Annotated in this window: 27 protein-coding genes, 1 tRNA gene and 1 pseudogene; 21 read left to right on the top strand and 8 right to left on the bottom strand. The window is 69.1% G+C overall.

All coding sequences use genetic code 11. The features are described from left to right. The first annotated feature begins 9 nt into the window (after positions 1–9). From OHA77_RS16925 to OHA77_RS16905, 5 genes are read left to right on the top strand one after another with little or no spacing between them, the layout of a single operon-like run. On the top strand, positions 10–1,455 hold the full coding sequence (locus OHA77_RS16925; protein ID WP_406319004.1) for an FtsK/SpoIIIE domain-containing protein: 1,446 nt from the start codon (positions 10–12) through the stop codon (positions 1,453–1,455). Continuing rightward, on the top strand, positions 1,455–1,649 hold the full coding sequence (locus tag OHA77_RS16920; protein ID WP_406319003.1) for a hypothetical protein: 195 nt from the start codon (positions 1,455–1,457) through the stop codon (positions 1,647–1,649). The genes OHA77_RS16925 and OHA77_RS16920 overlap by 1 nt, the downstream gene beginning before the upstream one ends. Next, entirely contained in the window at positions 1,646–3,379 is a 1,734-nt protein-coding gene (locus tag OHA77_RS16915) for a replication initiator (protein ID WP_406319002.1), read from the top strand. The genes OHA77_RS16920 and OHA77_RS16915 overlap by 4 nt, the downstream gene beginning before the upstream one ends. Then, the gene (locus tag OHA77_RS16910; protein WP_406319001.1) at positions 3,376–3,630 is read left to right on the top strand and encodes an excisionase family DNA-binding protein; all 255 of its coding nucleotides are present in this window, start codon (positions 3,376–3,378) and stop codon (positions 3,628–3,630) included. Before OHA77_RS16915 ends, OHA77_RS16910 begins: the two co-directional genes overlap by 4 nt. Continuing rightward, complete coding sequence (locus tag OHA77_RS16905; protein ID WP_406319000.1) at positions 3,630–4,820, top strand: tyrosine-type recombinase/integrase; 1,191 nt, start codon at positions 3,630–3,632, stop codon at positions 4,818–4,820. The genes OHA77_RS16910 and OHA77_RS16905 overlap by 1 nt, the downstream gene beginning before the upstream one ends. An 80-nt stretch (positions 4,821–4,900) precedes the next feature. Here the strand turns inward: OHA77_RS16905 and OHA77_RS16900 are convergent. Next, positions 4,901–4,974 (bottom strand) — tRNA-Gly (locus OHA77_RS16900). Positions 4,975–5,082: 108 nt separating this feature from the next. Here OHA77_RS16900 and dcd point away from each other — a divergent pair. The 3 genes from dcd (at position 5,083) to OHA77_RS16885 (ending at position 7,660) form a co-directional block, all read left to right on the top strand. Continuing rightward, entirely contained in the window at positions 5,083–5,658 is a 576-nt protein-coding gene (gene dcd / locus OHA77_RS16895) for a dCTP deaminase (RefSeq protein WP_326819691.1), read from the top strand. A gap of 379 nt (positions 5,659–6,037) precedes the next feature. Next, complete coding sequence (locus OHA77_RS16890) at positions 6,038–6,655, top strand: DUF47 domain-containing protein (RefSeq protein WP_012887642.1); 618 nt, start codon at positions 6,038–6,040, stop codon at positions 6,653–6,655. Then, a complete protein-coding gene (locus tag OHA77_RS16885) occupies positions 6,656–7,660 on the top strand; it encodes an anion permease (RefSeq protein WP_406318999.1) in 1,005 nt (334 codons plus the stop codon). Positions 7,661–7,806: 146 nt separating this feature from the next. Here OHA77_RS16885 and OHA77_RS16880 read toward each other — a convergent pair whose 3' ends face one another. Together OHA77_RS16880 and mshD are read right to left on the bottom strand one after the other, a co-directional pair. Further along, positions 7,807–8,049 (bottom strand): GNAT family N-acetyltransferase, encoded by a 243-nt coding sequence (locus OHA77_RS16880; RefSeq protein WP_406319835.1) that lies wholly within the window; start codon positions 8,047–8,049, stop codon positions 7,807–7,809. 162 nt (positions 8,050–8,211) lie between these two features. Then, a pseudogene (gene mshD, locus OHA77_RS16875) lies at positions 8,212–8,838 on the bottom strand (mycothiol synthase); the annotation flags it as partial. Positions 8,839–8,969: 131 nt separating this feature from the next. Here mshD and OHA77_RS16870 point away from each other — a divergent pair. Then, on the top strand, positions 8,970–10,787 hold the full coding sequence (locus OHA77_RS16870) for a bifunctional metallophosphatase/5'-nucleotidase (RefSeq protein ID WP_406318998.1): 1,818 nt from the start codon (positions 8,970–8,972) through the stop codon (positions 10,785–10,787). Positions 10,788–10,952: 165 nt separating this feature from the next. Here OHA77_RS16870 and OHA77_RS16865 read toward each other — a convergent pair whose 3' ends face one another. Then, the gene (locus tag OHA77_RS16865) at positions 10,953–11,666 is read right to left on the bottom strand and encodes a response regulator transcription factor (protein ID WP_406318997.1); all 714 of its coding nucleotides are present in this window, start codon (positions 11,664–11,666) and stop codon (positions 10,953–10,955) included. Positions 11,667–11,871: 205 nt separating this feature from the next. Between OHA77_RS16865 and OHA77_RS16860 the strand changes: the two genes are divergently transcribed. The 9 genes from OHA77_RS16860 to OHA77_RS16820 all read left to right on the top strand — a co-directional run bounded on the left by OHA77_RS16860 (position 11,872) and on the right by OHA77_RS16820 (position 16,665). Continuing rightward, positions 11,872–12,123 (top strand): MoaD/ThiS family protein, encoded by a 252-nt coding sequence (locus OHA77_RS16860; protein ID WP_326819696.1) that lies wholly within the window; start codon positions 11,872–11,874, stop codon positions 12,121–12,123. 152 nt (positions 12,124–12,275) lie between these two features. Further along, complete coding sequence (locus OHA77_RS16855) at positions 12,276–12,956, top strand: DUF2993 domain-containing protein (RefSeq protein WP_406318996.1); 681 nt, start codon at positions 12,276–12,278, stop codon at positions 12,954–12,956. A gap of 164 nt (positions 12,957–13,120) precedes the next feature. Further along, positions 13,121–13,633: a sigma-70 family RNA polymerase sigma factor gene (locus OHA77_RS16850; protein ID WP_406318995.1), complete on the top strand. Its 513-nt coding sequence runs from the start codon at positions 13,121–13,123 to the stop codon at positions 13,631–13,633. After that, positions 13,630–14,412 (top strand): anti-sigma factor family protein, encoded by a 783-nt coding sequence (locus tag OHA77_RS16845; protein ID WP_406318994.1) that lies wholly within the window; start codon positions 13,630–13,632, stop codon positions 14,410–14,412. Before OHA77_RS16850 ends, OHA77_RS16845 begins: the two co-directional genes overlap by 4 nt. Before the next feature lie 50 nt (positions 14,413–14,462). Next, on the top strand, positions 14,463–14,879 hold the full coding sequence (locus OHA77_RS16840; protein ID WP_406318993.1) for a thioredoxin family protein: 417 nt from the start codon (positions 14,463–14,465) through the stop codon (positions 14,877–14,879). Positions 14,880–14,970: 91 nt separating this feature from the next. After that, positions 14,971–15,054, top strand: coding sequence for a putative leader peptide (locus tag OHA77_RS16835; protein WP_406319834.1), 84 nt, complete (start codon positions 14,971–14,973; stop codon positions 15,052–15,054). Between the two features lie 62 nt (positions 15,055–15,116). Beyond that, positions 15,117–15,515 (top strand): DUF4395 domain-containing protein, encoded by a 399-nt coding sequence (locus OHA77_RS16830; RefSeq protein WP_326826978.1) that lies wholly within the window; start codon positions 15,117–15,119, stop codon positions 15,513–15,515. Positions 15,516–15,529: 14 nt separating this feature from the next. Continuing rightward, on the top strand, positions 15,530–16,369 hold the full coding sequence (locus OHA77_RS16825) for a sulfurtransferase (RefSeq protein ID WP_326819701.1): 840 nt from the start codon (positions 15,530–15,532) through the stop codon (positions 16,367–16,369). Beyond that, positions 16,369–16,665 (top strand): DUF1416 domain-containing protein, encoded by a 297-nt coding sequence (locus tag OHA77_RS16820; protein WP_326819702.1) that lies wholly within the window; start codon positions 16,369–16,371, stop codon positions 16,663–16,665. Before OHA77_RS16825 ends, OHA77_RS16820 begins: the two co-directional genes overlap by 1 nt. Before the next feature lie 73 nt (positions 16,666–16,738). Here OHA77_RS16820 and OHA77_RS16815 read toward each other — a convergent pair whose 3' ends face one another. Continuing rightward, entirely contained in the window at positions 16,739–17,743 is a 1,005-nt protein-coding gene (locus tag OHA77_RS16815; protein ID WP_406318992.1) for a DsbA family protein, read from the bottom strand. A gap of 80 nt (positions 17,744–17,823) precedes the next feature. Between OHA77_RS16815 and OHA77_RS16810 the strand changes: the two genes are divergently transcribed. Further along, positions 17,824–18,375: a TetR/AcrR family transcriptional regulator gene (locus OHA77_RS16810; RefSeq protein WP_406318991.1), complete on the top strand. Its 552-nt coding sequence runs from the start codon at positions 17,824–17,826 to the stop codon at positions 18,373–18,375. Between the two features lie 86 nt (positions 18,376–18,461). Further along, on the top strand, positions 18,462–19,778 hold the full coding sequence (locus OHA77_RS16805) for a hypothetical protein (protein ID WP_406318989.1): 1,317 nt from the start codon (positions 18,462–18,464) through the stop codon (positions 19,776–19,778). Here OHA77_RS16805 and OHA77_RS16800 read toward each other — a convergent pair. The 3 genes from OHA77_RS16800 to OHA77_RS16790 all read right to left on the bottom strand — a co-directional run bounded on the left by OHA77_RS16800 (position 19,768) and on the right by OHA77_RS16790 (position 22,240). Beyond that, positions 19,768–20,502 carry a hypothetical protein gene (locus OHA77_RS16800; protein ID WP_406318988.1) on the bottom strand — a complete coding sequence of 245 codons (735 nt, stop codon included), beginning with the start codon at positions 20,500–20,502 and terminating at the stop codon, positions 19,768–19,770. The two genes, OHA77_RS16805 and OHA77_RS16800, sit on opposite strands and share 11 nt — an antisense overlap. A 434-nt stretch (positions 20,503–20,936) precedes the next feature. After that, on the bottom strand, positions 20,937–21,593 hold the full coding sequence (locus OHA77_RS16795; RefSeq protein WP_406318987.1) for a hypothetical protein: 657 nt from the start codon (positions 21,591–21,593) through the stop codon (positions 20,937–20,939). Next, complete coding sequence (locus OHA77_RS16790) at positions 21,593–22,240, bottom strand: hypothetical protein (RefSeq protein ID WP_406318986.1); 648 nt, start codon at positions 22,238–22,240, stop codon at positions 21,593–21,595. Before OHA77_RS16790 ends, OHA77_RS16795 begins: the two co-directional genes overlap by 1 nt. A gap of 165 nt (positions 22,241–22,405) precedes the next feature. On the opposite strand from OHA77_RS16790, the gene OHA77_RS16785 reads away from it, so the two are divergent. Further along, positions 22,406–24,370, top strand: a complete 1,965-nt coding sequence (locus OHA77_RS16785; protein WP_326819709.1) for a hypothetical protein — start codon at positions 22,406–22,408, stop codon at positions 24,368–24,370. Positions 24,371–24,450: the final 80 nt, after the last annotated feature.

Here is a 24,450-nt window from a genome sequence, read left to right as displayed (position 1 = left end):
TCAAGCCTAATGTTCAAAAAACTGCCCGGTGACGAGGCACAGCACCTCGTCTCCACCACCCCCGACACGGCTGTGGTGTTCCGCCCGGCCGTCGTCCAGACCCCGGCCATCATCACCATCGTCATCTTCGCCTGGCGGCTGCTGGCCGGTCTCGTCCGGCTGACCTGGCGGCACCCCGTAGCCCTGACCGTCGCTCTCGCGCCTGGTGCGCTCTGCTGGCTGTACGGCTGGCGCGTCGCCCTGGTCACGGTCACCATTCCGGTCTCGGTCCTCATTCCGTGGGCGTTCTTCGACCGGGCCTCGTTCAATCGCTGGATGGGCTGGCGACTGTTGGCCTGGTGGCGGCTGATCTGGGTCTACCGGCGGCACTGGCAACCGGTGATGATCGTCTCCGGGCTCGGCCGTCACCTCCGAGGCCGGGACTACCTACCCCGCATCGTCCGTATCTGCTGCACCTCGTGGGCCGACGTGCTCACGGTGAAGATGATCAGCGGACAGTCGGTTAAGGACTGGTCCGACCGGATCGAGAACCTCGCTCACGGCTTCGGGGCGATCTCCTGCCGGGTCACTGTGGAGCGGTCGGGCCTTCTACGGCTGACCTTTCCCCGGTGTGATCCGCTGGCCGTCCCGCTGCCGGCTGTTGCCATCCCCGCGGAACCTTCGGTCGGGCCGGTCGAGATCGGCAAACGAGAGGACGGCTCCCCGTACCGGCTCAAGGTCCACGGGACGCATGTCCTCATCGCCGGGGCGACAGGGGCCGGCAAGGGATCGTTCCTGTGGTCGGCCGTCCGTGGCCTCCTCCCGGCGATGCGGGCGGGCCTGGTCCAGGTGTGGGCGCTGGATCCCAAGCTCATGGAACTGTCCTTCGGCCGGGCGATCTTCGGCGACCGATATGCCGCTGACCCGGCCGCGTGTGCCGACCTCCTGGAAGCAGCGGTCAGGGTCATGCAGGAGAGGGCGGACCGGTTCGCCGGAGTCCAGCGCAACCACGTTCCGACCGTGGCTGACCCGTTCGTCCTGGTGCTCGTCGACGAGGTCGCGTTCCTGACCGCCTACCAGTCAGACAAGGGCCTCAAGGTCCGCATCTCCGCCGCGCTGGCGACCCTGACCACGCAGGGCCGTGCGGTCGGTGTCGGCGTCATGGCGGCGTTGCAGGACCCGCGCAAGGAGGTCATGAACATCCGCAACCTGTTCCCCGACAAGATCGCGCTCCGCCTCGATGAGTCCGAACAGGTGGACATGGTCCTCGGCGACGGCGCTCGGGATCGGGGCGCCCTGGCCGACCTGATCTCCCCACGCCCGGAGCAGGGCGCGGGCGTCGCCTACGTCCGACTCGAATCCTCACCCGACCCGATCCGGGTCCGCGCGGCCTACGTCTCCGACACCGACATCCGCGACATGGCGGCCTTGTTCACCGGCGACACCATGCCGATCGAGATGGAAGGCGCAGCCTGATGAAGATCACCATTCACGGCACCCCGGACGAGATCGACGGCCTGCCGTTCCGGCGCCTGCGGACGCTCGACGGCTCCGACCTCGCAGAGCTGGTGCTGATCGTTGACCTCGACACCGCAGGGCTTCGTAAGGACCCCTACGGCGACGCCTACCGGCTCTGCGCTGATCTGGTCAGCCGAGAGGAGGCCATGTGACCGACACCCTCACAGACTCCTTCGCCGCTTCGGCCGATGCCCCCGCCGACGCCTCCGATCGCACGCTTCCCCGACTCATCCGTCAGACCCTCCCTCTGGCGCTGGACGTCGCCGTGGAGGTCGCCAAGAACAACGGCGTCTGCATCCGGCCCATCGAACTGCGACGGCTCGACATCCACACCGGCAAGACCGAAGCGTTCGACCTCCCCTGTGGTGCCACCCAAGAGGCGAAGTGCCCGCCGTGTGCCAAGCGCAACAGACAGCTCCGGATGGCCCAGTGTCGCGAGGGCTGGCACCTGGATCACGAACCGATCGCCGAACCCAACCCCTCCACCGAAGAACAGCGGTGGCTGATCGAATTCCGGGCCGATGTGCAGGCCAAGCGCGACCAGGCCGAACGCGATGGCGAGGACGTCGCCGACTGGGACGAGGCGATAGCCGGGATCGACACGGAGATCAACGCTGCTGGGATGCGTGGCAACGTCCTGGGCGGCCGGTCGGCTCCCAAGCGCTCGCGCTCGACCAGGCGACGCCAGGATGCCCCGGACCTGCCCAAGCGGGCCAGGACAGACACCACGCTCGGCCGGACCTTCACCGGCTCTGATGGCAAGATCTACCGGCCATCGTTGTTCGTCACCCTGACCCTGCCGTCCTACGGCCGCATCCGGGCCGGGCAGGGTGTGCCGGTCGATCCGAGCACGTACGACTACGCGCGGGCGGCTCGTGATGCGCTGCACTTCTCCAAGCTTGTCGACCGCTTTGTGCAGAACCTGCGCCGGGTGGCCGGCTACGACGTCCAGTACTTCGCCACCGTCGAACCGCAGAAGCGGCTCGCTCCACATCTGCATATGGCGATCCGCGGGACGCTGCCCCGCGCGGAGATCAAGGCCATCGCCGCCGCGACCTACCACCAGGTGTGGTGGCCTCAGGTGGATGAGGTCCGCTTCGACGGTGACCACCTGCCGGTATGGACTGCGCGAGATGAACTCGCTGAGCCGTACCCGGACGGGCAGGCAGGCGACTACCTTGATCCTGCCACGGGGGAGCTGCTGCCCACCTGGGATGAGGCGCTCGACGAGCTTGACCAGGACGGCGAGGCGGAACCGCTGCACGTGCTCCGCTTCGGCGATCAGGTCGATGTTCAGGGCATCGTCGCCGGGTCGCCGGACGCTCACAAGCGCATCGGCTACCTGACGAAGTACCTGACCAAGAGTCTGGGGGAGACTCTCGATCCCGACGACATCGGCTACCACGCGCGGCGTGATCACGCTGCTCGGATGGTTGAGGCGCTGCGCTACGAGCCGTGCTCGCCGACGTGTCCGAACTGGCTGCGCTACGGCGTGCAGCCCAAGGGCGCCAAGGCGGGCATGCTCCCGGGCCGGTGTCGCAGCAAGGCGCACAAGCCCGAACACCTCGGCTACGCCGGTCGTCGGGTCCTGGTCTCCCGCAAGTGGTCGAACAAGACTCTGCGCGAACACAAGCAAGATCGCCGGGCCTGGGTGCTCGATGCGCTCGGCCTGCCCGACGAGACCGTCACCGACCCGCACCGCTACGTCTGGCGGCCGGTCTCCACCAAGGACCCGACCCGTACTCCGCTGGCCAAGCGCCTCCTCCGGGGCGTCGCCAACCGGCACCGCACCCGAAAACGCCTCCTCGAACTCCAAGCGAGAGCGGACGGGCGATCCATCGAAGACCTTTCGGCAACTTCACCGCCGGGGGTGGCCGCATGACCAGGAAGATCAATCAAGAGCCCGTCTCGCTCCTTCCCGAACTGGCGCAGGGCCGGTTACTCACCGTCGAAGAGGCCGCCGAACGGTTGAACACCTCGGTCCGCTTCCCTCGTCGCCTGATCGAGGAACGCCGGATCACTTTCATTCATGTTGGGCGCAACGTCCGTATCCCCGAAGCGGCGCTTGAGGCGTTCATCGCGGCGGGACTGGTCGAACCGATCACCACCACACGACGCAGGAGGGCCGCGTGATGGCCAAGACCGCTGTTTCCACCCCTGGAGAAGAGTCCCGGCGTTCGGCTGGAAGGAAGACGGCCAAGAGGCGTTTCGGACGCGTTCGGCAACTCCCGTCCGGCCGGTTTCAGGCTCGTTACAGGGGACCGGATGACATCGACCGGGCGGCCCCCGAGACCTTCGCGACCAAGCGCGATGCCGAGGTCTGGCTGACCAAGAAGGAGGCCGAGATCCTCGCCGAGGACTGGAGCAATCCGGACCTCGGGAAGGTGTCCTTCAAGGAGTACGGTTCCGACTGGGTGGACGAGCGCCCCGGCCTGCGGCCCAAGACGGTCCAGCTCTATGAGGGCCTTCTCCGCCTGCACCTGGTCCCGACTTTCGGCAGTCTGGCCGTGAGCGAGATCAAGGCGGCTCACGTGCGCAAGTGGCGCAAGACCATCCTGGACGGGGGAGTCGGACCGGTCACCGTCGCCAAGGCGTATCGGCTGCTCAAGGCGATCATGAACACGGCGGTGGAGGACAAGATGATCAAGTCCAACCCGTGCCAGATCAAGAGCGGCGGCAAGGAGGAGTCCCCTGAGCGGCCGACGCTGACCATGGAACAGCTCTTCGCCTTGGCCGGCGCGATCGAACCACGATTCCGGGCGCTGGTGCTCCTGGCCACATTCGGCAGTCTGCGCTGGGGCGAGCTGGCGGCACTCCAGCGCAAGAACCTCGACCTGGACGCCCGGACGGTCCGGGTCGTGGCCTCCACCACCGAGCTCAAGGACGGATCGGTGACCGTCGGCCCACCCAAGTCCGCGGCGGGCAGGCGCACCGTGGCCCTGCCCGAAGTCGTGATCTCCGAGCTCCGCGTGCACCTGGACAGGTACACCGATGATCACGAAGAGGCGTATGTCTTCCTAGGTGCGAAGGGGGCCATGCTGCGGCGGTCGGCCTTCACCCGCATCTGGACCAAGGCGCTCAAGGAGGCGAAGATCTCGGGCGTTCACTTCCACGATCTCCGCCACACGGGCAACATGTTCGCCTCCCGGTCGGGCGCGACGCTCCGGGAGCTGATGAACCGGATGGGGCACTCGACCACGCGGGCGGCGCTGATCTATCTGCACACCGAGGAGGAGCGAGACAAGATGATCGCCGACAGCATGGGCAGGCTCGCCGAGGAGGTCCTGTGGAAGAACGAAGATCGAGAGGGATCGGGCACGTAACGGGCACGGAAGATCGAAATGAGCCCCGGAGAGAACGGAAGCCAGGTCGGAAAACCATTCCTGACCTGGCTTTTCTTGTATGGAGCGGGTGACGGGAATCGAACCCGCGCTGTCAGCTTGGGAAGCTGATGTTCTGCCATTGAACTACACCCGCAGCGGTCTGCCGCGCCCACTACTGTAGCGGAACTTCGCGCAACTCTTGCAGTCCACCGGCCATGGTTTCCTGGTCGGCCCGCGACGTGGCGTTGGTAGGTTGCCTCACGTGCTGCTTTCCGATCGTGACATCGTCGCCGAGATCGAGTCCGGCAGGGTCAGACTCGACCCCTTCCAGCCGGAGATGATCCAGCCGTCCAGCGTCGACGTACGTCTGGACCGTTACTTCAGGGTCTTCGAGAACCACCGCTATCCGCACATCGATCCGGCGGTCGAGCAGCCCGATCTCACGCGGATGGTCGAACCCGACGGGGACGAGCCGTTCATCCTGCATCCCGGTGAGTTCGTGCTGGCCAGCACCTACGAGATCATCAGCCTTCCGGACGACATCGCCTCGCGGCTGGAGGGAAAGAGCTCGCTGGGGAGGCTCGGGCTGCTCACCCACTCCACCGCGGGGTTCATCGACCCCGGCTTCAGCGGGCACGTCACCCTTGAGCTCTCCAATGTCGCGACGCTGCCCATCAAGCTCTGGCCCGGGATGAAGATCGGCCAGCTGTGCATGTTCCGGCTCAGCTCGCCCTCCGAGTACCCCTACGGTTCGCAGAAGTACGGCTCGCGGTACCAGGGGCAGCGGGGGCCGACGCCGAGCCGTTCCTATCTGAACTTTCACCGGACCCGGATCTGAGAGGTCCGCAGAGGCCCGTCTGCCGAGATGGGCTCACCGGACCGCCGTGATGGAAATCACTGCGTCTACGGCGTTTCTGGGCGCTGTGGGATTTACCGGGGCTCCGAATCCCGGCGGGACCGGCCTCCGCGGGTAACGGCGAACCGGTCATCCCTCCCAGGAGGAACCACATCTATGCTCAGTTTCCGCATAGCATGTGCCAAAACCAGCAAAACGGTCATCGGAAAGATGCCGCCAACGCTGCCTCAAGCCGGGTGTCGCCAGGTATACGTCGGGTAGCGACACCTGGAAGAGTAGGCGTCTAGCGGGCGAAGTTCGTATTTCCGCTGGTAACCCGTACCCTTCTCTGCGGACCATCCCCGCACATCTGGAGAACGACGTGCGCCTGCGTCTCACGCCTAGTGAGGACAGCTACTACGACTTGTTCGCCGACTCGGCGAACAACCTCGTCACAGCGTCCCGTCTGTTGGTAGAGATCATCAGCGACGGATCGGACAGGGAAGCCCTGGCCGAGAAGATGCGCGCCTGCGAGCACGCCGGTGACGAACGCACCCACGCGATCATGAACCGGCTGAACGAGAGCTTCATCACGCCCTTCGACCGGGAGGACATCTACCGCCTCGCGTCGAATCTCGACGACGTGATGGACTACATGGAGGCCGCTGCCGACCTCATCGTCCTGTACCAGATCGACCACCTTCCCAAGGAGGTCGTCCGTCAGGTCGAGGTCCTGGAGCGCGCCGCCGAGCTGACCGCCGAGGCCATGCCCCGGCTGCGCTCGATGCGGAACCTGAACGAGTACTGGATCGAGATCAACCGGCTGGAGAACCAGGCCGATCAGGTCTACCGCCGCCTTCTCGCCAAGCTCTTCGGCGGGGAGTACGACGCGTTGACCGTCCTCAAGATGAAGGAGGTCATCGATCAGCTCGAGATGGCCGCCGACGCCTTCGAGCACGTGGCCAACACGATCGAGTCGATCGCGGTCAAGGAAAGCTAAGTGGACCTCACGCTCGCACTCGTCATCGGCGTGGTGGTCGTGGCGTTGGCGTTCGACTACACCAACGGCTTCCACGACGCCGCCAACGCGATCGCCACCTCGGTCTCGACGCGTGCGCTGACCCCCCGGGCCGCTCTGTTCATGGCCGCGGCCATGAACTTCCTGGGTGCCCACCTCGGCACACAGGTGGCGGCGACCGTCGGCAAGGGCATCATCGACGCTCCACAGGGCAGCCACGGACTGGTGATCGTGGGGGCCGCCCTGGTCGGCGCGATCACCTGGAACCTCATCACCTGGTACTTCGGCCTGCCCTCCTCCAGCAGCCACGCGCTGATCGGCGGTCTGGTCGGTTCGGCGATCGCCTCGTCCAGCAACGTCCACTGGGACGGGGTGGTGGACAAGGTCGTCATTCCGATGGTCCTGTCCCCGGTGCTCGGTTTCTTCCTGGCCGCGATCATCATGATCGCCATCCTGTGGGGTTTCCGGCACTCCCAGCCGGCGAAGACCAACCGGGGTTTCCGCCACGCGCAGACCATCTCGGCCGCCGCCATGGCGCTGGGCCACGGCCTGCAGGACGCGCAGAAGACCATGGGTGTGATCTTCCTGGCACTCGTGGTCGGGGGATACCAGAACGACGGCGACCCGATCCCCCAGTGGGTCATCCTGTCCGCCGCGACGGCCATCTCCCTGGGCACCTACGCGGGTGGCTGGCGGATCATGCGGACACTCGGCCGCCGGATCATCGCGCTCACCCCTCCGCAGGGATTCGCCGCCGAGGCGGCCGCGGCCACCGTTCTCTACACCGCGGCCATCGGGTTCGGCGCTCCCATCTCCACCACGCACACGATCACCAGCGCGATCATGGGTGTGGGCGCGACCAAGCGCCTGTCCGCCGTGCGATGGGGCGTCGCGGGGAACATCGTGACCGGCTGGATCCTGACGATCCCGGCCGCCGCGCTGGTCGCCGCGCTGACCTACTACGCGCTCCACTGGATGGTCGAGTAACCACCGCGGGACACCGGCCGGGGACTCCCGGCCGGCGTCCCGCCCATCGCATCTCCTTGATCGTGGAGGCTCCGGCCTTCAGGCGCGGGACGGAAGCCGACTCAGCGCGCGACCGCCCCGTCGCGCGAGGTCACCGGCGACAGCGGTCACCGGCGGTACATGACGTCGACGTCCCACCGGGTGAATCCCAGCTTCTCGTAGAGATGGATCGCGGCGGGGTTGCTCTCGTCCACATACAACATGACCTGGGCCAGGCCCCGTGCCCTGAGGTGGGACAGGCCCGCCAGGGTGAGCGACCTGCCCAGCCCGCCACCCTGCTCGGCGGGATCCACACCGACCACGTAGACCTCGCCGATCGGCTCGTGACCGTGGCCGTCGTCGCCGTGCACCTTGGTCCAGTGGAAGCCGACCAGCCGCCCGCCGCCGGCCGTACCGCTCTCGCCGGCCGCATCGCTCTCGCCTGCCGTGCCGCCACCGGCCGTACCGCCGTCGCCGCCGGACCTCGGGTCGCCGCCGGACCTCGGGTCGCCACCGTCGCTCCCGGCCGGCCGTTCCGCGAGGAAGAAACCCGCCGGATCGAACCACGGCTCCCGTTCGCGCCGTTTCAGGTCGTCCACGGTCCACCCGCCCTGTTCGGGGTGGTGGGCGAAGGCCTTGGCGTTGAGCGCCACCCAGGCCTCCTCGTCGGAGGACCCGGGCACGAAACTGCGCAGCCGTACGCCTTCGGGTAGTTGGAAGGCGGGGATCGCCGCGAACAGCGAGCGGCGCATCTGCCAGAGTGACCTGATCTTGGTGAACCCCGCGGACCGGGCGAGGGCTTCGGCCCCCGGGTGCCCGCCGTGTGCCCACAGGCGCAGCCGGCCCTCCGTCCGGTCCAGTACGGCCCGCAACAGGTGTCGTCCGTGGCCCTGACCGCGGAACGCGGGGTGGACCACCAGTTCCCCGCTGGGCCCCTCGACCGGATCGGTCGGGTCCACGTGTGCGTAGCCGGCCAGGTCGTCTCCGACGTACAGGAGCACGGCTCCCGCCCGGTCGTCGCCGCCGTAGCGCAGGTGCAGCATCACGTGTTCGTTGAGCGGTCTGACGCCGTCGGTCTCCGTGGCGGCCTCGACCACCGCGAGAACGGCGGCCACTTCCCGCTCGTCAAGTCGTCCCCGGTGTTCCACACGAACGTTCATGTTCTGGACTCTAGGCGGGCCGGTGCGTCAGCAGACCTCCGGGTACTGGCAAAAAGCGCCAGCCTCTCGTCAGGTGAATCGTTACCTCTCAGACATTCTCTGCATAGATTGCCGCCCTAATGTCGTGATCCATGATGTCTCGTTCCCTCCAGCGGCTGGCTCTCGCCGGTGCTCTCGCCAGTGTCGGTCTCGCGCTCGCGACGACCCCGGCCGAGGCCGGCCGCAAGCCTGCCAAACCTGTCGCCAAGACCGTTCCGGTCCGTCTGCTCTCCCTGAACGACTTCCACGGCAACCTGGAGCCGCCGACCGGCTCGTCCGGCCGCATGGTCGACGAGAACGGTGCCACGGTGGACGCCGGCGGGGCCGCCTACATCGCCACGCACCTCAAGCAGCTCTCGGACGGGAACACGCTCAAGGTCGCCCAGGGCGACCTCATCGGTGCCAGCCCCCTGCTCTCCGCGGCTTACCACGACGAGCCGTCCGTCGAGTTCCTCGGCAAGATCGGCGTCACCGCCTCCGCTGTGGGCAACCACGAGTTCGACGAGGGCTACTCCGAGCTCAGCCGCATCATGCACGGCGGCTGCCACCCGGTGGACGGCTGCTCGCCCGCGGGTAAGTGGAAGGGCGCGGACTACAGCTACCTCGGCGCCAACGTGATCTTCAAGCGGCCGACCGCGGCCTCCGGGAAGGCGGAGAAGGAGGCGCTCGCCGCGCTCGGCGGCCAGAACACGGCTTCGCTGCGCGGCCTGCTGAAGGAGTACGGCATCCCCGCGCTGCCCCCGGTCACCGTCCGCTGGATGAACGGTGTGCCGATCGGCTTCATCGGCCTGGTCACCCAGACCACCCCCGGCATCGTCACCTCCGAGGGCATCAAGGACCTGGAGTTCATCGACGAGGTCAAGGCCGCGAACGTCGCCTCCAAGCTGCTGAAGCTGGTCGGCGTCAAGGCCCAGGTCGTGCTGGTGCACGAGGGCGACCAGGTCACCCCCAACCAGTCGCCCGACGCCTGCAGCACCCAGCCGGGCGCGGGCAACCGGATCGCCACCCAGGTGGATGCCGAGATCGACATGATCCTCAGCGGTCACTCCCACCAGGCCTACCTGTGCAAGGTGTCCGACCCCAAGGGCGGCACGCGCCTGTACAGCCAGGGCGGCTCGTTCGGCCGGGTGATCACCAAGGTCGACTTCCAGGTGGACGTCAAGACCCGTGACGTGGTGCGCTCCTCGGTCGTGGCCGACAACCAGGTGGTGACCAGGACCGTCACCCCGGACCCGGAGATCTCCGCCTTCGTCCAGACGTGGAAGGACCGCGTCGCGCCGGTGGCCAACAAGCCGATCGGCAAGATCACCGCCGACCTCACCAACACCGCGGCCGCCTCCGGTGAGTCCCCGCTGGGCAACCTCATCGCCGACGGCCAGCTCGCCGCCACCAAGACCGGCGGAAACGCCCAGATCGCCCTGATGAACCCGGGCGGCGTGCGCGCCACCCTCACCTACGCGGGTTCGCCCGCCGGAGAGGGCGACGGCGTGGTGACCTACGGCGAGGCCTTCACGGTGCAGCCGTTCAACAACCTCGTGCAGGTCGTCACGCTCACCGGCGCGCAGCTCAAGACCGTCCTGGAGCAGCAGTTCACCGGCGGGCCCAACAACCAGGCCTTCACCAAGATCCTGCAGCCGTCGTCGAACTTCACTTACACCTACAGCACAGGTGCGGCGTGGGGTTCGAAGGTCTCCAACCTGAAGATCGACGGTACCGACGTCACGGACACCCAGACGATCCGGGTCGCCGCCAACAACTTCCTCGTCGGCGGCGGTGACGCCTTCCTGGCCTTCACGGAGGGCACGGACGTGTGGAGCGGCCCGCTCGACATCGACGCCTTCGCCGCCTACTTCGCCGCGAACCCGTCGATCACGCCTCCGGCTCCCACCCACATCACCGTCACCCCGTAGCCCGGCTCCACCCCGTTCATACGGAAGGCCCACCAGAGATCTCTGGTGGGCCTTCCGCTGTGACGGGGTGCGCCGGCGGCGGGCGGCCTCGTGCCCGTACACGGGCACGTTTCCGCGCCGTTACGGGCCGACTGCCGTGCAGCCGGCGCCAGGAGCGATCGCCGCCTAACTCCGGGCGGGCTCGCGCTCCTCGGCGGGCTCGTTGCCGCGCTCGGGGACGAACCGGTAGCCGACGTTGCGCACGGTGCCGATCAGCGACTCGTACTCGGCGCCGAGCTTGGCGCGCAGCCGCCGGACGTGGACGTCCACGGTCCGGGTGCCGCCGAAGTAGTCGTAGCCCCAGACCTCCTGAAGGAGCTGGGCGCGGGTGAAGACCCTGCCGGGATGCTGCGCCAGATACTTCAGGAGCTCGAACTCCTTGAAGGTCAGGTCCAGCGCGCGGCCACGCAGCCGGGCGGTGTAGGTGGCCTCGTCGATCGACAGGTCGCCGCTGCGGATCTCGTCGGGGACGTCCTCGGTGACCGAGAGGTTCAGCCGGCCCACGGCCAGCCTGAGCCGCGCCTCGACCTCGGCGGGACCGGAGCTGTCGAGGATCACGTCGTCGGCACCCCACTCGGCGGTCATCGCCGCCAGGCCGCCCTCGGTGACGATCACGAGGAGGGGACAGGAGACGCCCGTGGTCCGCAGCAGCCTGCACAGGCTCTTGGCGTGGACGAGCTCCCGGCGCGCGTCCACCAGGATGGCGTCGGCCGGTGGGGCGTCGATCAGTGCGGACGCCTCAGCGGGAGCGACCCGGACCGAGTGCAGCAGCAGCCCCAACGCCGGAAGCACCTCGGTTGAGGGCTCAAGGGCGTTGGTGAGCAGCAGGAGATTGCTCACTATGCTCCTTCCCGCGTCATGTCGGCGATAGCCGTACAAACACGTAAGGACCCGGGGGCTACGTCGCCCAGGTCCCGTAGTAGGTGAGGATAGCCCACAAGGCTGAAGCGTCCACTGAGCGTCCACCTAGTGAACAACCGTTTTCCCGGTGAATTCATAGTAATGGTGCGGTAACCGTAAGTGTGTCGGAGGGGTTGGTCCACAGATGGCAAGGGGAATGATCCGCTACTGGGCGGCCGCCAAAGACGCGGCGGGAGTCGCCGAGGAGCCGTTCGAGGCGGCGACGCTGGCCGAGTTGATGACGAAGGTCACAGTGGGCCGCGAGCGGCTGGCCCGCGTCGTTCTGCGGTCATCCTTCCTGGTGGACGGGGATCCGGTGGGCAGGCGGGCCCATGACACCGTCGTGCTCGCCGACGGGGCGACGGTCGAGGTCCTTCCCCCCTTCGCGGGAGGTTGATCATCGCGGCGGGCGGAGCCGGTGCGGGCCGTGGGGGGGCGGTGGCCGGCTCGCCGGGTGGATGATCCTTGGCACCGCGTTTTGAAAAAAATTACCGGGGAATGTGCTCGGATGGCACGCTGGCCCAGACCAGGGAACGAACAGGGGGCCGGATGCGCAAGCTGGTCGCTTTTCTGATTCTGCTGCTCGTTCTTCTCGCGATCCTGGACAGGGTCGCGGTCGCCGGGGTGCAGCGGGAGATCGCCACGCGGGTGACCGCCAGATACGACCTCGCGGCCCCACCCGAGGTGACGATCGACGGCATCCCGTTCCTGACCCAGGCGGTCGCCGGGCGGTACGACGAGGTCGAGGTCGCCGCCGGCGCCATGACCGTCGCCGGGCTCCGGCTGTCCAGCGTGGACTTCGTCCTCCGCGGCGTCACCGCCCCGCTGGAGGATCTGGTGCTCCACGCCGACCAGGTGGACGTACGCGCCGAGCGGGTGACGGGTACCGTGGTGGTGCCCGTGGAGACGCTGAACCAGAAGGCTCCGGACGGGATCAAGGTCCAGGTCGACGGTGACGCCTTCAACGTCAGCGGGGAGATCACCGTGCTCGGTCGGAAGGTGCCGGTGAAGGCCAAGATGAAGATCGAATTGATCAAGGACGGCGTCCGGTTCGTCCCTGAGCAGGTCACTTTGGGGGGCGGCATCACGGTGCCCCGGCCGGAGAGGTTCATCTCCTACCAGATTCCGATCAAGAATCTGCCGTTCGATCTCAAGCTGACCGAGGTGAAGACCTCTCCGGGAGGACTCCAGATCTCCGGCGAGGCGTCCAACGTCCCCCTGCAGGGCTGAGGGGGCCGCGCTCCCATGCCCGGACCCCTGGACCGCCCCCGTGCCCGGAGCGTCCTCATGGCCGGGCCGGTCTCAGGGCCGAGGCGGTCCGGTGACCTGGCCGCCCTCGTCGCCGGGCCGATCCCGTGACTGAACCGATCCGCCGCGCCGTACGTCGTGAGGAAGTGAGTCAAGCCGGAACCGCCGACGAGCAACTCGTCAGGGCGCTCTTCGACGAACACGGCGGGCCACTCTACGGCTACGTGCTGCGGCTGACGGGCGACTCGGGGAGAGCGGAGGACATCGTGCAGGAGACGCTACTGCGGGCCTGGCGCCATCCTGACGCTCTCAGCGGGCGGCCGATCCGCGCCTGGCTGTTCAGGGTGGCCCGCAACCTGGTCGTCGACCAGCATCGGGCCCGCAAGTCGCGTCCTCCGGAGACGGGCGCGGAGGCACTCGCCGTACTGCCCGCCGACGACGAGCTTGAGCGGGCGGTGGACTCCTGGGCGGTCGCCGAGGCACTGGCCACGCTACGGCCCGAGCACCGCGAGGTGCTCGCCGAGGTCTACTACCAGGGAAAGTCGGTCAAAGAGGCATCCGCGGCGCTCGGCATCCCGGCGGGGACGGTGAAGTCGCGCACGTATTACGCGCTTCGGGCGCTCAAGCTGGCGCTGGAAGAGCGGGGGCTCGCGCCATGACGACATGCGATGAAGTACGGATCTCGCTGGGGGCGTACGTTCTCGGCGCGCTGGAGTCCGAGGAGTGCGTGCTCGTCGAGGCCCATCTCGCCGAGTGCGCCGGCTGCCAGGCGGAGTTCGACGAGCTGACCGGGGTGGCCGCGTTCCTCGGACGGGTGTCCGAGGCGGACGTGGCGCAGGTGGCCAGCCCGCCTCAGGCGGTGCTCGACCGGCTGCTCAACGCCAAGGTCAAGCGGCGCCGGGTGGCCAGGGCGCTGCTCTCCCTGGCGGCCTCGGTCCTGCTGGTCGGGCTCGGCGGCACGCTGTGGGTCACCCAGTCCACGCCGCCCGAGCAGGGCGCCTCAGTGGCGTCCGCGCCCCGGTCGTCCGCCGCCGACGGCGGGAGTCCCTCCCTGGCGGAGAGGAGGGCCGCCCCCACGCCGGCCCGTTCACCGGCGCAGGACGACGACCCGCAGCTCATGCTGAAGGAGGACACCGGTGAGCGGACGGCCCGGGGTGACCGTGGCAGCGTCCACGCCACGGTGACCGCGGTGCCGGGTGCGGAGGCGACCAAGATCAAGGTCATGCTCACCGGGGTCGCCCAGGGCACCCGCTGCCGGGTGGACGTGGTCGCCGTCGGCGGAGGCCGGGAGACGGCCGGGAACTGGATCGTCGACAAGGCCGCCTACGACAGGGCGGGCGCCTTCAACGGCACCACCACGATCTCTCCCGCGAGCATCTCCAGGTTCGAGATCGTCACCTCCCAGGGCCGGATGCTGGTCAGCGTCCCCTTCCCCTGAGCGGGGACGCCCGGGGAATGGCGCGGTGCGGCCGGGCGTTGTCGTGCTCTGTGACCGGATTGGCAGTGGTGCTCGTCACGCTGGGCGCGGCCACGCTGGTGGGCGTGATGATGCGCCGGCGCAGCGGTGTGCCGCGTGAGGTTGGGGGAGACGTGGAGCGGCTGACCTCTGGTGACCTGGAGGCCGAGCTGGGACGGCGGGCCACGCTCGTCCAGTTCTCCAGCGCCTTCTGCCAGCCGTGCCGGGCGACCCGCCGGGTCCTCGCCGAGGTGACGGAGATGGTGCCGGGGGTGGCGCACGTGGAGATCGACGCGGAGTCCCGTCTCGATCTGGTCCGCTCACTGAACATCCTGCGCACCCCGACCGTGCTGATCCTCGACGCGTCGGGGCAGGTGGTGAAACGCGCCTCCGGCCAGCCGCGGAAGGCCGACGTGATCGGGGCGCTGGGTCTCGCGGTGGGTGAGTGAGCCGCGAACCCTACCGCCCGTAAAACAACCTTGTCTCAGGAACTGGACGAGGATGTGACAGATCCCGGAACGTCGGGGTAGTGTCATCGGCATGATGCCTACGACAGAGCTGCTGACGAAGCGGCGCGCGGTGGATTTCTGCCGTGTGACCACCGCGCTCTGTCGCGTTTCCTAAAGGGCGATCTCAAGCGGCCCTGAGCCGCACCGATCTGCACAACCCTTCAGGAGCATCGAGTGATGCAGGCTGATCCCAGGGCTCTCCGCTTCGCGGCAACGGTGACGACCGTCGTCCTCGCGCTCGTTCTGATCACGGACAGCGCGTGGCTGCTGGCCGCACAGGCGGTGGTGTTCGCACTGAGTGTCTTCGGCGCCTCGCCGTACGGGATGATTTTCAAAGGGATAGTGAAGAGCCCTCCCAGGGAGTTGGAGGACGCCGCCCCGCCGCGCTTCGCGCAGGGGGTCGGTCTGGTCTTCGCCCTGGTGGGCCTGGTCGGATACGTCACGCAGATCACGCCGCTGGCCCTCGGCGCCACCGCCGCGGCTCTCTTCGCCGCCTTCCTCAACGCAGCTTTCGGCTTCTGTCTGGGCTGCGAGATGTTCCTTGTCATTCGCCGTTTACTGCCCGCCGCAAGATAATCCCGGAGGATCCCATGAGCCGCTCCGCCGTCCTGGTGGACGCTGACTGGGTCGAGGCCAACCTCGACACCGATGGCATCGTCCTCGTCGAAGTCGACGAAGACGCCAGTGCATATGACAAGGGCCACATCCGTGGCGCCGTGAAGATCGACTGGAGGCAGGACCTCCAGGACCCGGTCCGCCGTGACTTCGTGGACCGCGAGGGCTTCCAGGCGCTGCTGTCCTCCCGGGGCATCGGCAACGACGACACCGTGATCCTCTACGGCGGCAACAACAACTGGTTCGCCTCCTACGCCTACTGGTACTTCAAGCTCTACGGCCACGAGAACGTCAAGCTTCTCGACGGCGGCCGCAAGAAGTGGGAGCTCGAGTCCCGCGAGCTGGTCAAGGACGTCCCCAGCCGCCCCACCACCGCCTACCAGGCCAAGGACCAGGACCTGTCCATCCGGGCCTTCCGTGACGACGTCGTCGCCGCGATCGGCAAGCTCAACCTGGTCGACGTGCGTTCGCCCGACGAGTTCACCGGCAAGCTGCTCGCCCCCGCGCACCTCCCGCAGGAGCAGGCCCAGCGCGCCGGTCACGTGCCGACCGCCCGCAACATCCCGTGGTCCAAGGCGGCCAACGACGACGGCACCTTCAAGTCCGACGAGGACCTGAAGTCCCTCTACGAGGGCGAGGGCGTCGACTTCGGCAAGGACACCATCGCCTACTGCCGCATCGGCGAGCGCTCGGCCCACTCCTGGTTCGTGCTGCACGAGCTGCTGGGCCAGGCCAGCGTCAAGAACTACGACGGTTCATGGACAGAGTACGGCTCGCTCGTGGGCGTGCCGATCGAACTGGGAGAGGCACGATAATGACCGACGGTTGCGCTGCTCCGGAACAGACGATCGCCTTCCCGGCCGGGATCGACCTTTCGACCCAGGCCGTCATCCAGGGAGTGGTGTCCGGCGCGGGTACGGCATACGCCCGCCTGCTGGACCACTCCGGCGAGTTCACCGGCGAGGTCGTGGTGTCCGACGAGGGCATCTTCCGCTTCTTCGCCGCTCCCGGTGACTGGACCGTCCGCATCATCGCGGGCGGCGGCGTCACCAAGGACATCAAGGCCCAGGCCCGTCTGGGCGAGGTCACCCAGCTCGCCGTGGCTGTCTGACCCGAGAATCACGGCTGAGGGCCGGCACCCCGTCACGGGGTGTCGGCCCTCATCGTTTCACCGGATCCGGCCGTCACCGGACCCGGCTCTCGACGCGGTGGAGCGCGTCGGTGTAGCCGGGGTCGGCGGACATGGCCGCCGCCAGCCGGAGATGCGGCAGAGCCTCGGCCGGGCGGTTGGCCCGCTCCAGGGTCCTGCCGAGCAGGAACCTGGCGTAGTGGTCGCCGGGCGACCGGTCGAGCAGCGACTCCAGGGTCTCCCGCGCCCGGCCGAGCTGAGCCGAGCCGAAGTAGGCGCGGGCGGCCAGCAGGCGGACGGCGGGGTCGTCGCCGTGGTCGGCCAGCAGCGGCTCCAGGGTCCGCAGGGCGCCGAGGGAGTCCCGGCCGTCCAGCAGGGACTCGGCCTGGCGCAGCAGCCTGACCTCGTCGGGGAGCTCGCGCTCGGGCTCGGCCTGCCGTACCAGCTCCGCCAGGGTCTCCGGCGGCTGCGCACCGGCGACCGCCGTACGGCCCACGACGTAGGTCGGCGAGGTGGCCACACCGATGGCCTTGCCGCGCAGGAGCTGGGAGCGGACCTCGCCCGCTCCCTCTCCGGCGTCGAGCGCCTCGGCCATGCCGTCCAGGCCCGCCTCGGCGGCGAGCGCCGTCAGGGTGGCCCGGTCGCCGATGTCGGAGGCCTCGACGAAGTGGGCGCGCAGGATCCGCTCCACGACGGCGTCCTGCAGGGCCGGGCCGCCCCGCTGGTAGGCGAGGGCGATCACCCGGTGGGCGTCGAACGTGTTCGGGCGCCAGACGGCGCCCCAGGGCGGGCCGAGTCCCTCCTCGGCCGCGATGAGCGAGACGCGGACCCGGTTCTCCGCGGGGGTCAGGCCGGGGTGGCAGGCCTGCAGGGCGCCGTCGGCGATCGGGTCGCGCAGCGCCTCGTACAGCGGTTCGGTCGTGGCCGGGGCCATCGGGTCGATCTGGAAGGGGCACCAGACGATCTCCACGTCCTCGCCGAACCCGGCCTTCTCCAGGCGTCGCTTGCCGATGTAGGCCCAGGCGCAGACCATGTCGGCCCAGACTTCGATGCGCTTCATGTCCGATGCAACAAACGACACCCGTCGTTTATTCGACGGATGTCGTCTATCTTTGGATTCATGACCGAAGACGAGGTCTCATGACCGAAGACGATCCGAGGGTCCGCCGGACCCGTGCCCGCCTGCGTGCCGCGGTCCTGGAGCTCGCCGCCGGCCGCGACCCCGATTCGATCACGGTCGCCGAGATCGCCCAGCGGGCCGAGGTCAACCGGGCCACGGTCTACGTCCACTACCGCGACCGCGACGACCTGGTGCTGGACGCGATGGAGGCCGCCGTCGGCGAGCTGGCCGCGGAGGCCGCGCGCTGCCCCTACCGGGAGGATGGCCCGGTCCCGGCGTCGCTGGTCGCCCTGTTCGAGCACGTCGGCGCGCGGGCCCCGCTGTACCGGCGGATGCTCGGGCCGTACGGCAGCGCCCGCTTCTGCGCCCGCCTGCGCGAGGCGCTGGTCGCGGAGCTGCGCGGCCCGTTCGCGACGGGCTCCCGGCCCCCCGGCCACGACGACGTGCCCCCGGAGGTCCACGCCCACTACCTGGCGGGCGCGCTCATCGGGGTGGTCACCTACTGGCTGGAGGAGCACCCTCCCCGCCCGGCCGAGGAGATCGCGGCGTTCACCTGGAGCCTGGTCCGCTGAACGGGGCCGGGCGGGCGCACCCGGCGGACGAGCTGCCCCGGACGTTTCACTGTGGCCGGTGACAGCGGGTCGCTACGATTCATCGAGTGTCCGGAACGTCTGCTATGCCCCTGCCCCCGCCCCCTGCCCCGCCGTCGCTCCCGCCCGCATCCTCGCCGCAGGCCGCGCTCAGCGCGTACGCACTGCCCGTGCACGCGCTCAGGATCTTCGGCGCCTGTGCGATCTCGCTGGTGCTCTGGTTCTCCGCGGGCAAAGCGGTCCGTGCCGCGCTGATGTGGGCGGGCTCGGAGGTCTCGCACGGCGACTACCGGCAGGCACGGCTCGCCGTCACGATGCTGATCTTCACATTGATCGTGCTGAACGAGCTCGTGGTCATGGTCGGCATGCTGCACTCCGTGCGCGGCGCGCTCCGGGAGATCCAGGCGCGGAGAGAGGGGGGCGAGGCCGACGAGGGCATGTTCGGTGCGCTCAACCGGGCCACGCTGGTGTTCGCCACGATCTATCTGGCCTGGAGCTTCCATGCGGAGGACGCCCGCGAGTTCGCCTCGCTCGACCTGATGAAGCGCGCCGACCAGGACCTCATGGGATCCCTGGCCGGTATCCAGGGGGAGGGGGCCACCGGCCTCATCGCGCTGGACGTGCGGCTGTCCCTCGCGATCGCGGTGGTGGCCTACCTGCTCAGGACGCTGTTCGGCTGGTGGCACGCCAACGGCAAGGTCAGGGGCAGCGGTGTCCTCACCACCTTCTTCGAGCTGGCCTTCGCCTTCTACGGCCTCAACGCGATGTTCACCTTCACCTCCGCGCGATCCGAATGGCTGTCGCACCGGACCGCCATGACCACGATCGGCGACTGGATCGAGGCGGCCGAGAAGGCCGTGCCGGGCTGGCGGGCGTTCTGGACATGGGTCGGAGACGCCTGGCCGTACGTGGTGGACGGGCTGATCGTCCCGCTCACCTGGCTGACGATCGCCGCGCTGGTCTACGGGGCGTTCGCCGAGGACACCCGGGCGATCGTGCGCGGGACCCGGCTGGACGCGGTGGCCGACCGGATGGAGCGGACCCACTCGCTCACCCGCTCCACCATGACCCGGGCCACCGGAGGGTTCCAGGAACGCTGGGTCCCGCCCGCGAACGCCTTCCGGCTCGCCGTCCGCGGCGGCGCGGCCCTGTTCGGCATGTTCTGCCTCTGCTATGTCGCGCTCCGGGTGGGCACCGACTACGGGGAGCGGGGTGTGCGGACGCTGATCGGCAGCGAGGAGCCCTACCTCTGGCTGGTCATCGGCCCGCCGCTGACGTTCGTCAGGGATCTGATCGTGACGGTGCTGACCACCTGCCTGCTGGCGGCCACGTTCGACATCGCGGCCACCCGCAGCCGTACGGCGGGCCAGACGCTCACCGTCTGAACAGCAGCACCTGGTCCTGCGGTTCGGTCTTCTCGGTGCCCGCCCGCTTGAACAGCTCCTCCACGGTCTCCTCCACCAGCGGCACCCGGATCGTGCTCGGTATGACGTTGACCTGGACCTGGCCGGCGACGGCTCGGGGCACCAGGCTGATCAGGTCGTAGTCGTAACCGACACCGATCTTGTGGTCCTCGACCTCCAGGGGCATGGTCTTCTCGACGACCTCGGCCTGCCACGTGCGGCCGTCGGGGTGCTTGACCTTGATCTCGGGGTCGCCGCGCCGGATCACCCCCTCGGTGTTCAGGGACGTCCTGGTCACTTTGATCTTCAGCCACTGCTGGTCGGGCTTGATGGGGCGGCTGCCCGGGAGCGTGTCCACCTGCTCGACCTGGACCTTCCAGGACACGTTCATGAGCGTCCCGGTTCCTCCGGCGGCCACGGTGTGGATCCGGTAGTCGAGTCTGCCGGTCCGGTAGAACAGGTAACCGTCCACGGTGGGGATCCCCATGCCCAGCGCCACGGCGAGGACCAGGGCGCCGACCCGCAGCGCCGTACGGCGTCGCGGTGCCGGGGCGGCCCCGGCGGGTTCCTGCCCGGACCTGACCGGTCCCGTCCCGGCGGGGAGCACGGCTCCGGCTCCGAAGGCGCCGGGGTGCGGGGATCTGGGCAGCGGGGGTGTCGGGAAGGCGGGGAACGGCTGGGTCGAGGCTCCCGGCGGCTCGCTCACCGGCCTCGGCGCGGGCGGCCAGACCTGCTCGTCCGGGAAGGACTGCCGGGGACCGGGTGCCCAGCCGGCGACGGGTGGCGTAGGCCGGGGGGTGAAAGCGGGACGCCCGGCACGGGGCCTCGGGCGCCGTCCGGGGGCGTCAGGAGGGCCGCCCGGGGCGGAAGGCCGTGCGGGGGCGTCGGGAGGACTTCCTGCGGTGGGAGGCCGACCGTCGGATGCGGCGGGGACGCCACCCGGGGCGACGGGTCGCGGGCCGGGGGCGGGTGGCGCCGGATGCGGGGGAGCCGGCCAGGTGCCGGTGGCGGGCCACTGCGCGTCCTGACGAGGCTGCTCCTCGGTGGGCCGGCCGTCCCCGGGAGTTCGCGCTCCCTCAGGGGCCTCCGAGGGGGTGAACCAGCCGCGCCGATCCTCGCCGGGCGGACGCGGCGTGCCCGTCACTTCTTGCTCGCCAACTGGTAGACATCCTTCGCGTTCGAGATCAGGCGCTGTGCGGCGGCGTCGTCGAGCCCGAGGTCGATCTCCACCTCGGGCAGCAGCGCCTCTCCCATGAATCCGTTCTTCGGGGCGAGCACGATCCGGGAGCCCGCCAGGGCGGCGGCCGGGATCTCGAACACCGCCGTCCGCTCGGCCCACCAGCCCACCTGGATGAAGGGCTCGGTGATGCCCAGCGAGGAGGGGACCTTGTCGGTGGCCGTGTAGCGCTTGCCGTCCTCGGTGAGCAGCACCGGCGGGGCGAGCTTCTGCGGCTCCCGGCGGGCCGTCGCCCCCACATCGGCGATCAGGAAGATCCCGGAGGCGGTGGCCCGCCGAACCTTGTCGCTCGGATCGGTGCTCTCGACGACCCTGGCGGCCTGCACGGCCTTCACCCGCGCGGAGAACCGGGAGGCGGCGACCTCCTCCCCGACGCCGCCGGTCCAGGTCAGATGGGCCATGCGCGCCTGCTGATCCAGGCCGAGCGTCTGCAGGCCCACCGCCGCGACGGCCAGGGCCGCGCCGGCGACCAGGACGCCCGCCCGGCGCAGCCGGCCCGGCGGCCGGGGAGCGCGGCGGCGGACGGCCGTCCCGGTCCTGACCGGAGTCGCGCTGCTCATCACACGGTCCCCCCCTGCCGCACGGGGAGGGTGACCTGTGCGGCGACCTCGGGCGGAGCGTCGGCCGCGTCGCCGTCGGCCACCAGGGTCCAGGCCGGGTCGAGGTTGAACCCCTCGGAGAGCTCGAAGGCGCCGACGTCGAACTGGACCTTCTTCGGCGGGCGCGAGCCCCGGGGCAGCTCGTACCTGATCACGACGGTGGACGTCGTTCCCGGATGGAGTTGCGTGCTGGACACGTCCCCGTCGGGGATCGAGAGCACCGCACCGAGGTCGCTCTTGATCTCCGGGGTCATCTTCAGCAGGGAGGCCGCGAAGAAGAAGCCGGGTGTCTTCCCCTGGGGAGGGCTCCCCAGCTCGGTGGTCTCCTCCCCCTTGTTCGTCACCTTCAGCACGACCTCAAGGAAACGCTTGCCGGGGATGCCGAACCGGCCCGGCTCGGCGGCCGTGCGGGACTCCACGAAGGTGGTCGTGAACTCGCCCTGGTCCAGGCTCGAACCCGGGCCGAGTTGTTTGGGAGGCTTTTCGGGGGTTTCGCCGAGGCCCCCGAGGGCGGCGGTGACTCCCAGGCCGGTGGCGGCGAGCAGGGCGGCGATCGGCACCGCGACCGGGCGCCGGGGCCGGGTTTCGCCACCGGGGGGAGACGTCATGACAAAGGATGGTAATAGCTAGCCTCCAGCCAACCCGACTCGTCCATCCCATAAGTGGCATTGAAACTGGGGAAAATACAGCAGATTGACGGGAACGGCGCCCGAATGGGAGATCTAACTCTTACGCTGTCACCGAGGCGGCGAGAGCCCTATGGCGGAGGTTCCGTGGCGGACGTGCATCCCGAGCATGCGCAGCTCCAGGCGGACCGGATCTACCTGGGCTGGCAGTATGCCCTGCTGCAACCTGATCCGGGTCCGGCTCCCCGACGGCCCTCCCCGGCTGAGGAGGCCGCCGAGCAGGCCGATGTCGATCCCGAGTGGGTGCGCAGGGAACGGCTCAACGAAGCCATGCTGAACCGGCCGGTGAAGATCTTCAGGGTGTTCATGACCGGTCTCGCCGGGCTGATCCTCCTGCTCGGCCTCACCGAGATGTTGAGCTGGTCGTTCGCCGCCCTGGGGCTGATCGCCACCGGCGGGGTGGCCGGCTACTGCACGTACGCGGTCCACCAGGGCAACCGGACGGTCCGGCACCGGATCCGGGAGCGTCAGGCGGTCGGCGACCGGCAGCGGCAGCAGCGGGACAGGGACCTCTTCCTGGCCCAGGAGGAGCACGCCGTCCGCTACCGGGAGTGGGCCGGGAAGAAGGAGCTCTACGACCGCCAGCTCACCTGGTACGCGGTCACCGTGCCGGACGAGATCGACCGGATCGACGTCGCCGGAGGCACGCTGCCGGGCTGGTCGGCGCTGATCACCCTGCTCGGCGCGACCCGCCTCTACAGCGGAGGTCATCTGACCGTCCTGGACCTGTCCGAGGGGGCGATCGCCAAGGACCTGATCGAGCTGGCGCGCAGGGGCGGCGACGAACCGCTGGTCTGGGTGCTGCCGGTGGACCTCCCCAAGCTCGATCTGGGCGCCACCCTGCCCCCCGAGGCCTTCGCCGACGTGCTCGCCCACGTGGTGAGCGTCAGCGAGGAGCACCGCACGACCAGGGATCTATCGTTCGACAACGCGATCCTGGAACGGGTCCTGGAGGTCCTCGGCGAGAACGCCACGATCAACCAGGTCACCGCGGCCCTGCGGGCACTGGCCCAGGTCGGCGACCCGCGCGACGATCTCAGGTTCGGCCTGCTCAGCGCGGCTCAGCTGGAGCGGATCGGCACGCTGTTCGGCCGGGGCGTCAGTGACCGGGTGGTGATCGAGCGTGCCTGGGCACTGGAGTCGCAGTTGCGCAAGCTGGAGACCCTCGGCTCGGAGGCCGTACGGCTGCCGCCCGCGCGCCTGCGGGTCGTGTCCATGGACCGTCAGGCGGGTGTGTTCGGCAACCGGGTCCTCGGCACCTATGTGGCCACCGCGCTCACCCACATCCTGCGGCAGTCTCCTTCGTCCGAGCGGCCCTGGTACCACACGATCATCGTCGCGGGCGCGGACAAGCTCCGCGGCGACGTGCTCGACCGGCTGATGGACGCCTGCGAGACCTCCCGGACGGGGCTGGTGCTCACCTACCGGTCGCTCACCCCCACCGTGCGGGAACGGCTCGGCCGGGGGCACGCGGCGGTGACGTTCATGCGGCTGGGCAACGCCGAGGACGCCCGGATCGCCAGCGAGCACGTCGGCACCGAGCACCGCCTGGAGCTCGCCCAGCTCACCGAGACCGTCAGCGCGGCCGGGACCGGGGCCGGGCTGGACGGCGGCTACGTCTCCACCGTCGGCCTGGCGGAGGAGGGCGAGGACGAGCGGGACGTCAGCCGCGCCGACCTCAGGGAGGACATCACCTCCTCCACCGAGTGGGGCCGCCGCGCGACCAAGGCGATGGGGGAGACCGAACGGGTGCTGCACCGGTCCCGGGAGTTCCTCGTCGAACCGCACCAGCTCCAGCAGCTCCCCACCACCTCGGTGATCGTCACCGACGCCACCGCCCAGGGGCGCAGGGTCCGCCTCGCCGACGCCAACCCGGCGATCCTGACCTTCCCGAAGACGACGCTGGGGGAGTTCGACGAGATCAAGGAGGCCGCGCTGGAGCGCGTCGAGGAGGAAGAGGAAGAGGAGCCCCGGACACCCGGGATCTTCGAGGACGCGCCGCCGAACCTCGGCCCGCCGCCACCCCGGCTGGACTGGCGCAGACGCCAATGAACCGTCCGTTTGTGGCAATGACCTGGTCAATGGGGATGTGCGTCCCACTCGGAAGGTTCGATCTTGGTTGCTGGGGTGAC

The organism is Streptosporangium sp. NBC_01639, assembly GCF_045209755.1.
Taxonomy (GTDB): domain Bacteria; phylum Actinomycetota; class Actinomycetes; order Streptosporangiales; family Streptosporangiaceae; genus Streptosporangium.
The sequence above is the reverse complement of the archived record's forward strand: the minus strand, read 5'-3'. Positions and strand labels throughout refer to the sequence as shown.

What these genes read in the sequence shown, in the direction of transcription:
- OHA77_RS16925 (WP_406319004.1), top strand. Translation starts at nt 10, where the DNA reads ATGTTCAAAAAACTGCCCGGTGACGAGGCACAGCACCTCGTCTCCACC.
- OHA77_RS16920 (WP_406319003.1), top strand. Translation starts at nt 1,455, where the DNA reads ATGAAGATCACCATTCACGGCACCCCGGACGAGATCGACGGCCTGCCG.
- OHA77_RS16910 (WP_406319001.1), top strand. Translation starts at nt 3,376, where the DNA reads ATGACCAGGAAGATCAATCAAGAGCCCGTCTCGCTCCTTCCCGAACTG.
- OHA77_RS16905 (WP_406319000.1), top strand. Translation starts at nt 3,630, where the DNA reads ATGGCCAAGACCGCTGTTTCCACCCCTGGAGAAGAGTCCCGGCGTTCG.
- OHA77_RS16870 (WP_406318998.1), top strand. Translation starts at nt 8,970, where the DNA reads ATGATGTCTCGTTCCCTCCAGCGGCTGGCTCTCGCCGGTGCTCTCGCC.
- OHA77_RS16860 (WP_326819696.1), top strand. Translation starts at nt 11,872, where the DNA reads ATGGCAAGGGGAATGATCCGCTACTGGGCGGCCGCCAAAGACGCGGCG.
- OHA77_RS16855 (WP_406318996.1), top strand. Translation starts at nt 12,276, where the DNA reads ATGCGCAAGCTGGTCGCTTTTCTGATTCTGCTGCTCGTTCTTCTCGCG.
- OHA77_RS16845 (WP_406318994.1), top strand. Translation starts at nt 13,630, where the DNA reads ATGACGACATGCGATGAAGTACGGATCTCGCTGGGGGCGTACGTTCTC.
- OHA77_RS16835 (WP_406319834.1), top strand. Translation starts at nt 14,971, where the DNA reads ATGATGCCTACGACAGAGCTGCTGACGAAGCGGCGCGCGGTGGATTTC.
- OHA77_RS16830 (WP_326826978.1), top strand. Translation starts at nt 15,117, where the DNA reads ATGCAGGCTGATCCCAGGGCTCTCCGCTTCGCGGCAACGGTGACGACC.
- OHA77_RS16825 (WP_326819701.1), top strand. Translation starts at nt 15,530, where the DNA reads ATGAGCCGCTCCGCCGTCCTGGTGGACGCTGACTGGGTCGAGGCCAAC.
- OHA77_RS16820 (WP_326819702.1), top strand. Translation starts at nt 16,369, where the DNA reads ATGACCGACGGTTGCGCTGCTCCGGAACAGACGATCGCCTTCCCGGCC.
- OHA77_RS16815 (WP_406318992.1), bottom strand. Translation starts at nt 17,743, where the DNA reads ATGAAGCGCATCGAAGTCTGGGCCGACATGGTCTGCGCCTGGGCCTAC.
- OHA77_RS16810 (WP_406318991.1), top strand. Translation starts at nt 17,824, where the DNA reads ATGACCGAAGACGATCCGAGGGTCCGCCGGACCCGTGCCCGCCTGCGT.
- OHA77_RS16795 (WP_406318987.1), bottom strand. Translation starts at nt 21,593, where the DNA reads ATGAGCAGCGCGACTCCGGTCAGGACCGGGACGGCCGTCCGCCGCCGC.
- OHA77_RS16790 (WP_406318986.1), bottom strand. Translation starts at nt 22,240, where the DNA reads ATGACGTCTCCCCCCGGTGGCGAAACCCGGCCCCGGCGCCCGGTCGCG.